General features: G+C 68.3%; 16 protein-coding genes. 3 read left to right on the top strand and 13 right to left on the bottom strand.

All coding sequences use genetic code 11. The features are described from left to right. Positions 1–18: 18 nt before the first annotated feature. The 11 genes from pal to AAFN86_RS27510 form a co-directional block, all read right to left on the bottom strand. Positions 19–483 carry a peptidoglycan-associated lipoprotein Pal gene (gene pal / locus AAFN86_RS27560; protein ID WP_347546832.1) on the bottom strand — a complete coding sequence of 155 codons (465 nt, stop codon included), beginning with the start codon at positions 481–483 and terminating at the stop codon, positions 19–21. 86 nt (positions 484–569) lie between these two features. Continuing rightward, positions 570–1928 (bottom strand): Tol-Pal system beta propeller repeat protein TolB, encoded by a 1359-nt coding sequence (gene tolB / locus AAFN86_RS27555; RefSeq protein WP_347546831.1) that lies wholly within the window; start codon positions 1926–1928, stop codon positions 570–572. Continuing rightward, a complete protein-coding gene (locus tag AAFN86_RS27550) occupies positions 1925–2926 on the bottom strand; it encodes a hypothetical protein (protein WP_347546830.1) in 1002 nt (333 codons plus the stop codon). Before AAFN86_RS27550 ends, tolB begins: the two co-directional genes overlap by 4 nt. 44 nt (positions 2927–2970) lie before the next feature. Then, positions 2971–3492: a protein TolR gene (tolR, locus tag AAFN86_RS27545; RefSeq protein WP_347546829.1), complete on the bottom strand. Its 522-nt coding sequence runs from the start codon at positions 3490–3492 to the stop codon at positions 2971–2973. 4 nt (positions 3493–3496) lie between these two features. Then, entirely contained in the window at positions 3497–4237 is a 741-nt protein-coding gene (tolQ, locus tag AAFN86_RS27540; protein ID WP_347546828.1) for a protein TolQ, read from the bottom strand. 174 nt (positions 4238–4411) lie between these two features. Continuing rightward, complete coding sequence (locus AAFN86_RS27535) at positions 4412–4873, bottom strand: YbgC/FadM family acyl-CoA thioesterase (RefSeq protein ID WP_347546827.1); 462 nt, start codon at positions 4871–4873, stop codon at positions 4412–4414. Further along, complete coding sequence (ruvB, locus tag AAFN86_RS27530; protein ID WP_347546826.1) at positions 4870–5904, bottom strand: Holliday junction branch migration DNA helicase RuvB; 1035 nt, start codon at positions 5902–5904, stop codon at positions 4870–4872. The genes AAFN86_RS27535 and ruvB overlap by 4 nt, the downstream gene beginning before the upstream one ends. Further along, positions 5901–6518: a Holliday junction branch migration protein RuvA gene (gene ruvA, locus AAFN86_RS27525; RefSeq protein WP_347546825.1), complete on the bottom strand. Its 618-nt coding sequence runs from the start codon at positions 6516–6518 to the stop codon at positions 5901–5903. Before ruvA ends, ruvB begins: the two co-directional genes overlap by 4 nt. Next, on the bottom strand, positions 6515–7033 hold the full coding sequence (gene ruvC / locus AAFN86_RS27520; protein WP_347546824.1) for a crossover junction endodeoxyribonuclease RuvC: 519 nt from the start codon (positions 7031–7033) through the stop codon (positions 6515–6517). Before ruvC ends, ruvA begins: the two co-directional genes overlap by 4 nt. An 88-nt stretch (positions 7034–7121) precedes the next feature. Next, complete coding sequence (locus tag AAFN86_RS27515; protein WP_347546823.1) at positions 7122–8027, bottom strand: Hint domain-containing protein; 906 nt, start codon at positions 8025–8027, stop codon at positions 7122–7124. A 447-nt stretch (positions 8028–8474) separates the two neighbouring features. Further along, entirely contained in the window at positions 8475–9227 is a 753-nt protein-coding gene (locus AAFN86_RS27510) for a YebC/PmpR family DNA-binding transcriptional regulator (protein ID WP_347546822.1), read from the bottom strand. 118 nt (positions 9228–9345) lie between these two features. On the opposite strand from AAFN86_RS27510, the gene AAFN86_RS27505 reads away from it, so the two are divergent. Then, entirely contained in the window at positions 9346–9978 is a 633-nt protein-coding gene (locus AAFN86_RS27505) for an MSMEG_1061 family FMN-dependent PPOX-type flavoprotein (RefSeq protein WP_347546821.1), read from the top strand. 99 nt (positions 9979–10077) lie between these two features. Further along, positions 10078–10470 carry a VOC family protein gene (locus AAFN86_RS27500; protein WP_347546820.1) on the top strand — a complete coding sequence of 131 codons (393 nt, stop codon included), beginning with the start codon at positions 10078–10080 and terminating at the stop codon, positions 10468–10470. Positions 10471–10555: 85 nt separating this feature from the next. Here AAFN86_RS27500 and AAFN86_RS27495 read toward each other — a convergent pair whose 3' ends face one another. Together AAFN86_RS27495 and AAFN86_RS27490 are read right to left on the bottom strand one after the other, a co-directional pair. Next, entirely contained in the window at positions 10556–11509 is a 954-nt protein-coding gene (locus tag AAFN86_RS27495) for a tripartite tricarboxylate transporter substrate binding protein (protein WP_347546819.1), read from the bottom strand. A 33-nt stretch (positions 11510–11542) separates the two neighbouring features. Then, on the bottom strand, positions 11543–12448 hold the full coding sequence (locus AAFN86_RS27490) for a dioxygenase (RefSeq protein WP_347546818.1): 906 nt from the start codon (positions 12446–12448) through the stop codon (positions 11543–11545). Between the two features lie 137 nt (positions 12449–12585). On the opposite strand from AAFN86_RS27490, the gene AAFN86_RS27485 reads away from it, so the two are divergent. Beyond that, on the top strand, positions 12586–13629 hold the full coding sequence (locus tag AAFN86_RS27485) for a 5-methyltetrahydropteroyltriglutamate--homocysteine methyltransferase (RefSeq protein WP_347546817.1): 1044 nt from the start codon (positions 12586–12588) through the stop codon (positions 13627–13629). The last annotated feature ends 301 nt before the right edge of the window (positions 13630–13930 follow it).

Genomic DNA, 13930 nt, shown 5'->3' with positions numbered 1-13930 from the left:
CTGCCGGGCCCCTCCCCTTTATTGGACGACCGTGACGGCGCGGCGGTTCTGCGCCCAGGCGGACTCATCCGAACCCAGCGCCGACGGACGATCCTTGCCGTAGGAAATCGTGGTGATGCGCGCTCCGTTCACACCCGAGGCGACCAGCACGTCCCGCGCCGAATTGGCGCGGCGCTGGCCGAGCGCGAGGTTGTATTCGCGCGTGCCGCGCTCGTCGGTGTGGCCTTCGACCTGCACGCGAACGTCAGGGTAGCGGCCCATCCATTCGGACTGGCGCTGCAGCACCGGGCGCTGGTCCGCGCGCACCTGGCTGCTGTCGAAGTCGAAGAAGACGCGGTCGCCGACATTGGCGACGAGGTCTTCCTGGCTCCCCGGACGGACGGTATTCGCCCCGGCACCGCCGGCATTGGCGTTCTGGTCGGTGTTCGAGCACGCGGCAAGCAGGGCAACGGCGGCAACGGCGCCGAGAAGGCGGGTCGTCATCTTGCGGGATCTCCCGATCGGGGGGGTGGGGCAGGGGTGGGGTAGGCGTTCGTCACCCGCGCGGTCAAGCGCAGGTGACGGGAAATTCAGGACAGCAGCGGCGACCAGGCGGGGTCGGAGGCGTCGGTGGGCGTCGGCACCGGGCGTTCGTTGAAGCCGGCGATGTCGATCGACACGATCCGCGAGGAATAGCCGCCGCCGCGGGAATCCGTCGCACGGCTTTCGCGGAAGAACATCAGAACGCGGCCATTGGGGGCGAAGGTCGGGCCTTCCATCGCCCAGCCTTCCGACAGGATGCGCTCGCCCGAACCATCCGGGCGCATCACGCCGATGGCGAAGCCGCCACGCCCCATGCGGGTGAAGGCAATCAGGTCGCCGCGCGGCGACCAGACCGGCGTGGCGTAGCGGCCATTGCCGAAGGAGATGCGCCGGACATTCCCGCCGCCGGCATCCATCACATAAAGTTGTTGATCGCCGCCGCGGTCGGAATTGAACACTATCTGCGTGCCGTCCGGCGAGAAACAGGGCGAGACGTCGAGACCGCCACCACTGGTCAACTGCCGTTCGCGCCGGCTGCCGAGGTCGACGACGAAGATGTTTGCATCGCCGCCACGCGTCGAGGACAGCACCACCGACCGCCCATCGGGCGAAAAGCGCGGCGACAGCGTCATGCCCTGGAAATTGCCCAGCGCCTGCTGGCTGCCCGAATTGATGTCGAACAGCACCACCTGCGGCTGGCCGCGGTCGCGATACGACATGAAGGCGATGCGCTCGGCCGAGGGATGGAAGCGCGGGGTCAGCGCGGCGAAGCGGCCATCCGTCAGCATCCGGTGGTTCTCGCCATCCTGGTCCATGATGGCGAGGCGACGGATGCGGCGGTCGCGCGGGCCGGTCTCGGCGACATAGACGACGCGGGTATCGAAGTACCCCTTCTCGCCCAGCAGGCGCTCATAGATCACGTCGCTGATCAGATGCGCGATGCGCCGCCACTGCGCCGCGGGGGCGGTGAAGGCGGTGCCCTGCAACTGTGTCTCGGGCAGCACGTCCCATAGGCGGAATTCGACGCGCAGATTGCCGCCCTGCTCGACCACGCGGCCGGTGACCAGCGCCTGGGCGCCGATCACCCGCCAATCCTGGAAGCGCGGCGTCTGCGCGGCGGCTTCAGGCGTCTGGATGAAGGCCTGGCGATCGACCGGGCGGAACAGTCCGGAATTGCGCAGATTCGCCTGGATGACGCGGGCGATGTCGCGGCCGCGGCTGTCGCCGGCAAGGTCGGGGATCGCCACCGGAATCGGATCCGTCCGCGCCCGGGTGATGTCGATGACCGCACCCTGCGCATAGGCCGAGGACAGCGGTGTCGCGACGATGCCGGGGGCGACGAGGCCGGCACCGGCGCCGATCAGCACCTGACGGCGCGTGGCCGCGAAGGGGGAGACTGGGTTCATCGCACGAGGCCCCTGGGATTGAAGCGGAAGATCGATGCCATCACCGTTCCGTACTTGTTCGGTGGGACGCGCAGCGGGTTGCACTGTGGCGACATAAGGGCGCGCCGCGCGGATTCGTAGACGGAACGCGCGCGCGGGTCGGATGGGGCCGACCCGTTCGGCACCACGTTGCGAACGATGCCCTGGCTGTCGAGTTGCACGCGCAATTCGACGACGATGGTGTCGAGCCCGAGCATGCCGCGATCGACATTCCAGCATTCGGCGATCTGGTCGGCGATGCCGCGGATCTCACCCTGGGTCAGCGCCGCCGTGCCTGTCGGGCTACCGCCGCCCTGCTGCGGCGACCCGCTGGGGTTGGGCCGCGCGGTGGGCGGGCGGTCCTGCTGCTGGGTGGTGCGCAGGCGTTCCAGCGTGTTCAGCACCGATTGGCTGCGGTCCTGCGGGCGGGGGACCGGCGGCGTGGTGCCGGTGCCGGCCTGCTGGGCGGGTTCGGGCGGCGGCGGCACCGGGGTGGGCGGCAACGGCAGCGGGTTCGGCCGCGGCGGCGTCTGCGCCTGCTGCGGTTGCGGCGGGGATGGGGTGGGCGGCGTCGGCTGCTGCACCCGCGGCGTCGGGATCGGGTCAGGCGAAGGCGCCGGCGGCGGCGTCGGCGCGGTCGGCTGCGCCTGCTGCGGCGAAGGCGGCGTCGGCGCGGAAGCCGGCGCGGGCGGCGGCGGGGGTGGCGGCGGCGGGGGCTGCGGCGGCTGGTTGCGCGGCGGCTCGGGCGCGGGGGGCTCGGGCGTCGGCGGCTCGGGGGTGGCCTCGGGCGAGGGCGGCGCCGGGATCGGCCGCGGCACATCGGCCTGGGCGAGCTGCGGCGGGCCCGGCGAGACCAGCTCGACCGCGATGCCCTGCTCCTCGGGCTCGGGGATCGGACGGGCGAGCACGAACAGCGCGCCGACCACCAGGATCAGCGCGTGCAGGCCCGCCGAGACCATGCCCCAGCGGTTCAGATCCATCCGTGCGGTCCAGGAGGGCAAACCCACCCCTCCGCTCCCTTCGATCAGTTGCGCGACTGCGCGCCGGGCCGCCCGGCGGGACGTGCCGGGGCGGCCGGCGCCGGCGCACCGGCCGGGCGGGCGGCACCGCCAGGCTGTTCGGCCAGCAGGGCAACGCGCGTGAAGCCGGCGGCGGCGATGGTGCCCATCACCTCCATGACCTTGCCGTAGGCGATGGCGCGGTCACCGCGCACGAAGATGCGCCGTTCCGGCGCGCCCTGCGGCTGGTTCTGCATGATCGCGCGCAGCTGCGGCACCAGGTTGTCCATCGGCACCTCCGTCTCCTGCAGGAAGACGCGGCCCTGCGGATCGACCGAGATGGTCAGCGGTTCGGTTTCCTGGTTGAGCGGGGTCGCCGCCGTGCGCGGCAGGTCCACGGGCACGCCGACCGTCATCAGCGGTGCGGCGACCATGAAGATGATCAGCAGCACGAGCATAACGTCCACCATCGGGGTGACGTTGATCTCGGCCATCGGGCGATAGCGGCCGCGCCCGTTGGTGCGCGCGCCGATCAGCGGGGAGGCCATCGCCCTACTCCGCCGCCGTCGCGGCCGGGGCGGCCTTGTCGTTCGCCGCCGTTTCCGTCTGGCGCGACAGGATCGCGGCGAATTCGGTGGCGAAGGATTCCATCCGGCCGGCGAAGCGCGCGAGGTCGGTGCTGATCTTGTTGTAGGCGAGCACGGCCGGGATGGCGGCAACCAGGCCGATCGCCGTGGCGAACAGCGCTTCCGCGATGCCCGGGGCGACGACCGCGAGATTGGTGTTCTGCATGCCCGCGATGGCGGCGAAGGAGTTCATGATGCCCCACACCGTGCCGAACAGCCCGATGAAGGGGGCGACGGAACCGACCGAGGCGAGGAACACCATCCAGCGCTCCAGCCGTTCCATCTCCCGCCCGATGGTGACGCCCATCGCGCGTTCGACGCGTTCCTTGGCACCGCCCATCAGCGCGCCATTGCCGGCGGACCGGCGCCATTCGCGCATCGCGGCACCGAACACGGCGGCGATCGGATGGGACGGCTCCTCGCCTTCCTTGGCATAGAGGTCATCGAGGCTGCCGCCTGACCAGAAGCGGTCCTCGAAGGCGTCGGCGGCCTTGTTGGCGCGGCGCAGCCCGGTCACCTTGTCGAAGACGATGGCCCAGACCCAGATGCTGGCGATCAGCAGGCCGATCATCACGGACTTCACGATCCAGTCGGCCTGGAGGAACAATCCCCACAGCGACAGATCATGCGCGGCCTGTCCCAGTGCCTCAGTGGCTACACCGTTCACGCCAGATCTCCTTTCCCGCCCCGTGCGGGACGTCTGCGGCTTCGCCGCCTGCAACGTTTGTCGTCCGTGGCCCGCCGATCCGCTGCCTTCGCCGGACATCCAGCGAATTTCGCGGCCAGGACACCGACCGGAACCCTCAGCCCACCACCTGCGGCACAATCAGCCCCGCACGCATCACGGCGTAACCAAGTCCCGCAGCACACTTCGCCACGGCTCGGGCAAGGGTACGGGCTTCAAGGACCCCTGCCCCACGCAGACCAGACCGACCTTCAGCCCCGCCAGCCGTTCCCCCGATACGCCCGCCCCCTCCGCTGCCGCCGCGCGGACGGTCTGGCTGAGGATGACCTGGGCGCCAGTGACCCGCAGGATCGCAGTCTCGACAACCACGGGGTCGTCGAGGCGGGCGGGGCGCCAATACTCCACTTCGATGCGCCGCACCACCAGCAACGCATTGTGACGTTCCATCATAAATTGGTGCGGCAAGCCTATGGCACGCAAGGATTCAGTTCGCGCCCGTTCCGCCCAATGCAGATAACGGGCGTGATAGGCCATTCCCCCGGCATCGGTATCCTCGAAATACACCCTGAGGTTGTATTTATGGATTTTATCTGACGTTTCTGGTTCGGTTGTGCTCACGCATCCGTGTCCCGCAGCAGGTCCATCTGCGCGATGGTCGACGCCGGCGGCGCGAGTCCGAGGTGCCGCCAGCCGAGTTCGCCGAGCATCCGCCCACGCGGCGTGCGCAGCACCAGGCCTTCCTGGATGAGGAAGGGCTCGACCACTTCTTCCAGCGTGTCGCGCCCTTCGGCCAGAGCAGCGGCGAGCGTCTCGATCCCGACCGGCCCGCCGCCATGGTGTTCGGCGATGCGGCGCAGGTAGCGGCGGTCCATCGCATCGAGCCCGAGCGCATCGACTTCGAGGCGCAGCAGGGCGCCATCGACCATCGGGCGGTCGGCAGTGCGGCCTTCCACCATGGCGAAGTCGCGCACCCGGCGCAGTAGGCGGCCGGCGATGCGCGGCGTGCCGCGGGATCGCCTCGCGATTTCCATCGCGCCATCGTCGGACAGCGCGAAGCCCAGCTTGCGCGCGCCGCGGGTGACGATGCCATGCAGTTCGTCCGCCGTGTAGAAGATCAGCCGCAGCGGAATGCCGAAGCGATCACGCAAAGGCGTGGCCAGCAGCCCCGCCCGCGTCGTCGCGCCGATCAGCGTGAAGGGCGGGATGTCGATGCGCACGGTGCGCGCGGCCGGACCTTCGCCGATGATGAGGTCGAGGCAGAAATCCTCCATTGCCGGATAGAGCGTTTCCTCGATGGCGGGCTGCAGGCGATGGATCTCGTCGACGAACAGCACGTCGCGCGGCTGCAGGTTGGTCAGGATCGCCGCGAGGTCGCCCGACCGCTGCAGCACGGGTCCCGACGTCGCGCGGAAGCCGACGCCGAGTTCGCGGGCGACGATCTGCGCGAGCGTGGTTTTCCCGAGGCCGGGCGGGCCATGGAACAGGACGTGGTCCATCGGTTCGGCGCGCGCCTTGGCCGCCGCGATGAAGACCGTCAGGTTCTCGCGCAGTGACTGCTGGCCGGTGAAGTCGGCGATGGTCTGCGGGCGCAGCGCGTGCTCGCCATAGTCGTCATCCTGGCGCTCGGGATCGGTGATGCGATCGCTCACCGCGCCATCTCCTTCAGGCCGTCACGGATCAGCGCATCCAGCGTCGCACCATCACCCAATCGCTTCGCCACGCGCGCGATCGCCGCCGCGGCCAGCGGCTGCTTCCAGCCGAGATTGACGAGCGCCGAGACGGCATCCGCCTCTGCCCCCTGTTCCGGCGTGAGTGTCGGCAAGGCGCCTTCGCCATCGGCCTCCGGCGTCGCGCGGCCGACCGCCCATTTCTGCATCGCGGGTTCATCGACGACACGGTTGGCGGTCGCGGCACCCAGGCCCTTCACCTCCGACAGGCGCTTGCGTTCCTTGCCGGCGATGGCACGCGCCAGGCCGTCCGGCGTCAACGACGACAGGATGATCAGCGCCTTCTGCGGGCCGACGGTCTTGACCTCGATCAGCGCGCGGAAGGCCTCGCGTTCGGCGGCATCGGCGAAGCCATACAGCGTGATGGCATCCTGGCTGACGCGGGTTTCGACCAGCATCCGCTGCACAACGTCCTTGCCCGCCAGCGCATCGAGCGTCTTACGCGAGCAGGAGAGCAGGTAGCCGACGCCATTGACGTCGAAGATGCAGCCGCCGTCGTGGGTGGAATCCAGCCGGCCCCTTAGTTGTCCGATCATGCCGGCTGATATCCTCGCGCGAGCGCGTTCTTCGACTGCCGGTGATGCGCGTGGCAGATCGCCACGGCCAATGCATCGGCCGCATCCGCTCGCTTGAACGTCACGCCCGGGAGTAGGTGCTTCACCATCGCCTGCACCTGTTCCTTCGCGGCATGGCCGTTGCCGACCACGGCACGCTTGACCTCCATCGCGCCGTATTGAGCGACCGACAGCCCCGCCAGCGCCGGCGCCAGCACCACCACGCCACGTGCCTGGCCGAGCTTGAGCGCGGAATCCGGATTGCGGGCGACATAGGTGTTCTCGACCGCGGCTTCCTCCGGCGCGTAGAGGTCGATCATGGCGGCCAGGCCGCGATGCAGCGCAAGCAGGCGGTCGGGCAGATCCTCCGCAGGGGTGGTGGAGATCACGCCCTCGGCCAGGAAGCGCAGGCGGAAGCCGTCATGTTCGATCAGCCCCCAGCCGGTGTGCTGGAGGCCGGGGTCGAGACCCAGGATGCGAATCGGCCGGCGAGACATGGCTGATACGTCTATCAGAATCGTGGTAAGCCCGCGCGGAAGCGGGGCTGACCAGCGCCGGATCGGTGGGCGGTGCGCCTGCCCGCCGTCAGGCCATGCGACGCCTCCGCGGGAGACGGCTGACAAGCGCTGGATCCGCAGCATCCAGGATTGGCGGTGCACAAGCGTGCGCGGCGTAGCGCCCGCCCGGCGTGCGGTCAGAACCCGGCCGTAGCGCAACCAGACCCGGATTGTTGAAAAACTGCCGGTTACCGTCGTCAAAGTATGATTCGGCAAATGTCCCATCGGCGACGAGAATGCCGTGTGATTGGAGTTCAAGGTGCCAGTAGGTGACGCTGGGCCGCCAGGTTTCCTGCACGATCTCAATGCCATCGACCAGCAATCGCGCTGGCACCAAGCGACCATCGAGCAAGAACGCATGTTCGGGCGAGACGCGCATATCGCGGACAGGAACGCCTGGCCCGAGCGCGCCGGCACGCAGCAGGACCGGAACGACCGCGCGACGATCGCGGGCGGTCGCGCAGTCCATGTGTCGATGGCCGACCCACAGCAACGGCTGCACGCGTTGGCTGGCGAGCGGGGTGATGACAAGGTCTCCTGCACGTAGTGTCTCGACGGGCACTTCGCCGCTCGGCGTCAGGATTTGCGTGCCCTCTGCGAAGCAGACGGGGATGTCTTCCGCCGTAAACCCGTTCAGGGTTGTCCCTATGGGTATTACATCGTTCGAGAACATATAATACTGGCCGCCGGCCTCGGCGATAAATCCCGAGAACGGCGTTGCGTGTCCGATGTATGTATAAGTTCCACCATAGATTGAATTGGCAACAGGATCGGGGAAATTGATATCAAATGTCTCGCCGATCTGGATGATACTGTCGTCGATTGCCTCAACTGCGCTGGCGGAACTGTTCGGAATTAAGCTGTCAACTTTGCCAGTCTGACTGTTTCCGTTCTCATCCAGCTCGTATAGGAATGATGTTTGAAAGACGGCCACGAACCACTCTCCTCGCATTTTAGTGAAAGGTGTCGCTCGTCAGGCGGGCCCACGTTCCTGCGCCGCTACCCACCATACTATTACAAGCGCGTAGGGCGAATTCACTCGGCGTTCATTCCCAATAAAGTGATTGAAACTCGCCCGGTTTCGCGCATGGACGTCGTCGTCGCCCGGCGCGATGGCTTGGCCAAGCCAGCGCGCATATCGGACGGGCGGCGTGCGGGTTCAGCCGATCCGGAGTCGCCGCGTCGGGGCACGAATTCGAGATCGCACGCCAATGGGCGCCTTCAGAGGATGCCTGCCTCAGGCCGATCGACGACGACGGATCCTGACTCGCATCCCGCTCAGTCTTGCCGAACGCGCAGCGGGCACGCACAGGATCGGTCGCAGGTCGCCTGCAACGACCGCGACTTACAGGTTATCTGATCATCGGCTAGGCGAGCCGCGTCATGCGGCGGACAACCGCTCCGCCGCCGCTGCATCCACCTCGAAATTCGCATAGACGGTCTGGACGTCGTCATGTTCGTCGAGCACGTCCACCAGCTTCAGGATCTCGCGCGCGCGGTCCTCGTCGAGGTCCACTGTCGTCGACGGCCACCATTCCAGCTTGGCAGCCTCCGCCTGGCCGAACTTTGCTTCCAGCGCGTCGCGCACGGCGGCGAAATCCTCGACCGAGCAGGACACCTCGTGCCCATCCTCATCGGATTCCACATCTTCGGCACCGGCCTCGATCGCCGCGTCCAGCATGGCGTCAGCCGAGGCGGCGTCGGCCTTGTAGCGCAGCACACCCTTGCGATCGAACTGGAAGGCGACCGAGTTGGATTCACCCAGCGCGCCGCCGGCCTTGTTGAAGATCGACCGCAAATCCCCACCGGTGCGGTTGCGGTTGTCGGTCAGTGCCTCGACGATGATGGCGATGCCGTAGGGGCCGTAGCCCTCGTAGCGGACTTCCTGCCAGTCCTCGCCCTGCCCCGCCGTGCTGGCGCGCTTGATGGCGCGGTCGATGGTGTCGCGCGTCATATTGGCGACCAGCGCCGCCTTCACCGCGGCGCGCAGGCGCGGGTTCATCGCCGGGTCGGGCATCCCCTGCTTGGCCGAGACGCTGATCTCGCGGATCAGCTTGCCGAAGGCCTGGGCGCGCTTGGCCCCCTGGGTGGCCTTGCGGTGCATGACGTTCTTGGCGTGCGAATGGCCGGCCATGGGCGGCTCTCTCTCGAAGTGCGGTGTCGTGGGATCGCCGGGCTTTTACCGGCCCGGGTGGTTCCGGGGCAAGCATGGGCTGGAAAACCGGCCCGGGACCGGGTCAAACTTGCGCCCCATGGACATCCAGACCCCCACCGACCCCTTCGCCGTCACCTCCGAGGCCCAACTACGCACCCTGTATGGGGAAGCCCTGGAAGGCGCGGTCAAGAAGGTGACCCACCGGATCGAGGCGACCGCGCGCGCCTGGATCGCCGCCTCGCCCTTCTGCATCTTGTCCACATCCGGCAGCCGCGGCATCCATGCGACGCCGCGCGGCGATGCGCCGGGCTTCGTCGCGGTCGAACCCGACGGCACGCTGCTGATCCCGGACCGGCGCGGCAACAACCGGCTGGACGGGCTGCGCGACATCCTCGAGGACAACCGCGTCTCTGTGATCTTCTTCGTTCCGGGCGCGTCGGAAGTGCTGCGCGTGCACGGCACGGCGCGCATCACCGCCGACCCGGCGCTGACGGCCCGCTTCGTCGAGCGCGGCAAGACGCCGGCCACCGTGCTGGCGGTGACGGTGCAGGAACTGTTCATGCAATGCGCCAAGTCGATCATGCGGTCGCGGCTGTGGGACGGACGCGCGCGGCCGGACGGGCTGCCGACGATGGGGCAGCTGATCGCATCCCATCGCGGCGATGGCGCGCTGGATGCGGTTGCCTATGACCGGGAAGCGCCGGAGCGCCTGGTGCAGACGATGTATTGAGCGCGGCCAGAGCCGTGGCCCGGCGCGCTGCGGCCTTGCGCCGCGATCCTTCCGCGCTCGCCCGACGCGTAGCGCCTGCGCATCGGAAAGCGTAGCGCCGTGAGCCTGCGCGACATCCGCAGCTTCGACTACGCGGTCATCCTGTGCAGGCGGATGGATGAGACGCGCGCCTTCTATCGCGACGTCATGCAGTTCCCGATCGAGACGGATCGAGAGAATTGGGTCAGCTTTCGCGTCGGCGCTACGCTGTTGGCGCTGCGCCGACGTGGCGTGTGGTCGGTCGGCGATGATGGGCCATCGCTGCCCGGGTCGGCTGCAGTGCAACTCGCCTTCCGAGTGGCGCCGCCTGCCGTGGATGCCTGCCATGCCGAATTGGTGGCTGCCGGGGTGCCGATATTGCGACCGCCGACGGACCTACCAAGTTGGCGTCACCGGACGCTGTTTTTCCGTGATCCCGAGGACAACATCATCGAGATCTACGCGGAATACTGATGCTTGCCCGGCGCCAGAATCCCGCGGTCCAGGGACCCGCAGGTCCCTGGCGGGGTGGCTCGGAGGGGCGGCGCCCCTCCAACCTTCAATTCAACCGTATGCCCCGCAACACCTCGCCCTTCTGCTCGATATCCGTCTGCAGCCGCCGGGTGAAATCCGCCCGGTTCAGGAAGAAGTTCGCCGGCTGAGACCCGGTGCGCGCCGCGGTGCGGTAGACCTCGCTCTGCGCCGCGGTCGCGCACGCGGCCTCGATGCGGGCGATGCGGTCGTCGGGCGTGCCCGCCGGGGCGAACAGCCCGCCGAAGGATGCCGGCGCGACCTCGAAGCCCTGCTCGATCGCGGTCGGCGCGTCGGGCCAGTCGGGATGGCGCTGGGCGTCGAACACCGCGAGCACGCGGATGTCGTTCCGCCCGGCCGCGGAGCCCAGCACGATCGAGCCGACATCGATGCGGCCTTGCAGCACCTCGGTCATCACCGCGGAATCGGCGCGGTAGGGGACGTGCTCGATATCCGCCCGCGCCGCGCCCAGCCACTGCACCATCGCCAGATGCGGGATGGAGGTGACGCCGAGCGTGCCATAGGTCATCCGCCCCGGATTGGCCTGCGCCGCCGTCTGCAGGTCGCGCAGGGTGCGGATCGGGCTGTCGGGCTTGACCACCAACGCCATGGAATTGCTGAACACCTGACAGATCGGGCGGAAGCTGTTGGCGGCCAGCCCGCCCTGCGGCTGCGTCACCGGCAGCACGGAGGCGACCAGGGCGGGGACGAACAGCAGCGTGTAGCCATCCGCCGGCGCGCGTGCGACCGAGACGGAGCCGACCAGCGCCGCAGCACCTTCGCGATTGATCGCCACCACAGGCTGGCCGAGCAGCGGCTGCATCTGTGCCGAGAGCACGCGCACCAGCAGGTCGATGGCATTGCCCGGCGGATAGGGCAGAACGATCTGCACGGGGCGGTTGGGGAAAGCCTCCTGCGCGCGCGCGACGGCAGGCAGCGCCAGGGCAGCCGCGCTCGCGGCGAGAAGGCGTCTCGTGATCATTTGTTGTTTCCTCCCAGGGCGCGCTGGCGCGGTTCAGCCGGCAGGCACCAGTTTCGATGGGTCGGACCCGACACGCCCGCCCGCATCGTCGGTCGCACGCGACAGGGTGAAGTCGTAGCGCACGCTCGGAACATCGGGCGCAGGGGCACCGGGCAGGCCAGTCTCGGGTGTGACCACCAGCGACCGCGCGACGCCGAAGACGGTATCGCTGTCGATATACTGGTCGTCGCCGAGATACAGCGCGGTGACCAGTTCCCTAAAGCCGGGCGCGGCGACAAGGATATGGATATGCGCCGGGCGGCAGCCATGCCGCGCCTGCTGGCGCACCAGCGCGCCGACCGGCCCGTCCATCGGGATGGAATACCCGATCGGCCGCAGGGTGCGGACGTGGTAGCGACCCTGCGCGTCGCAATGCAGTCGCGCACGCATGTCCATCACCGATGGGTCATTGGCCTGCAGGTCGTATTGCCCGTCCGCGTCAGTCTGCCAGATGTCGATCGTCGCACCCGGGACGGCGTGCCCCTCGACGTCGGTGACCTGGCCGAACACCGCCAGTTCCGGCCCCTTGGCGATACGCGCGATGGACCCCCCGAGCTCGATCTCCGGCGCGCCTTCGCGGAAGAACGGGCCGAGCAGGCTGGTCTCGGTGCCCGCCGCCTCGCGCCCCTTGGCGTCGTGCATGACGTTGACCAGCCGCGACAGGCCGATCGTGTCCGACAGCAGGATGAATTCCTGGCGATAGGGCGTGCAGGCCTGGCCGACCGCGGTCAGGAAGGCGATGCCCTTCAGCCATTCGTCGGGAGTCAGGTCCACCTCCCGCGCGAAGGCATGCAGGTGGCGCACGGCGGCTTCCATGATCTGCCGCAAACGCGGATCGGGGGTATCGGCCATCTGCGCGATGACGGCATCCGTGATGCCTTCGACATCGAGGTCCTGCATGGTTTCCTCCTGGGATCGGGCGGCAGCCTGAGGAGCATCGCCGCGCCGGTCAATCGCTATCGCACGGCCCCTTGCCGGCCTCGCCCCGCCGCCACAGATTGCCGGTCCGCGCCGCCAGGTGCGAGGGAGGAACCATCATGGCCGACACCGCCAAGCTGCTGCCCACCACCGTCGTCGGCAGCTACCCGCAGCCGGCCTGGCTGGTCGATCGGGACGTGCTGACGAAGAACAACGTCGTCCCGCGCGTGCGGCTCAAGGAAATCTGGCGCGTGGCCGAGGATGCGCTGGAACTGGCCCAGGATGACGCGACGCTGATCGCCATCCGCGACATGGAACGCGCGGGCATCGACATCATCACCGATGGCGAGATGCGGCGCGAAAGCTACTCCAACCGCTTCGCCCTCGCGCTGGATGGCGTCGATATCGACAATCCCGCCGTGGTGACCGGCCGCGCCGGCAAGCCGACGACAGTACCGCGCGTCACCGGCGCGCTGCGCCGCCGCCACCCGGTCGAGGTGCGCGACATCGCCTTCCTGCGCGCCAATACCGACCGCCAGGTGAAGATCACCCTGCCTGGCCCCTTCACCCTGTCGATGCAGGCGCATGACGAGCACTACGGCGACGACGAGGCCCTCGCCATGGCCTATGCCGAGGTGGTCGCCGAGGAAGCGCGCGACCTGGTCGCCGCCGGGGCGGATGTGATCCAGCTCGACGAGCCCTGGCTGCAGGCGCGCCCGGAACAGGCGATGCGCTATGGCGTGAAGGCGATCAACCGGGCGCTGGAAGGTGTCATGGGGACGACCATCGTGCATCTGTGCTTCGGCTATGCGGCGCTCGTGAAGGAAAAGCCGTCGGGCTATTCCTTCCTGCCGCAGTTGGCCGACAGCACGGCGGCGCAGATCTCGATCGAGGCGGCGCAGCCGAAGCTCGATCTCGGCATCCTGTCGGACCTGTCGAACAAGACCATCATGCTCGGCGTGCTCGATCTCGGCACCGATGAGGTCGAGACGCCGGCGATCGTCGCAGACCGGCTGCGCGCGGGGCTGCGGCACGTGCCGGCGGAACGGCTGGTGGCGGCACCCGATTGCGGGATGAAATACCTGCCGCGCGCGCGCGCCTTCGCGAAGCTGAAGGCGCTGGCGGATGGGGCCGCGATCGTGCGGCGGGAACTGACGGCGTAGGGCATGTGAGATTGGAGGGGCCTTGCCCCTCCAAGCCTCCCCACCAGGGGCCAACGGGCCCCTGGACCGCGGGATTCCTGGCGCTGGTGGGTGATGGCGCGCGATCCTCGGGATTGTCTCCGCCAGTATCGCGCAGACCATAGGCGAGCAGCACCAGATCCGAGGTTTCCAAAGGCCTTAGAGCGTGCTGTGTTTATGTGGAAGCATATCCTGAGTTGATGAGGTAGTTGGCGCATTCGGTTGGGCTGACGAGGTCGAGGAGTGCGCCGGCCTTGCGCCAAGTGGTCTCGACGGTCCGCTG

Source organism: Roseomonas sp. CAU 1739 (assembly GCF_039839775.1).
Taxonomy (GTDB): Bacteria; Pseudomonadota; Alphaproteobacteria; order Acetobacterales; family Acetobacteraceae; genus Neoroseomonas.
This window is presented reverse-complemented; position numbering and strand designations above follow the sequence as displayed.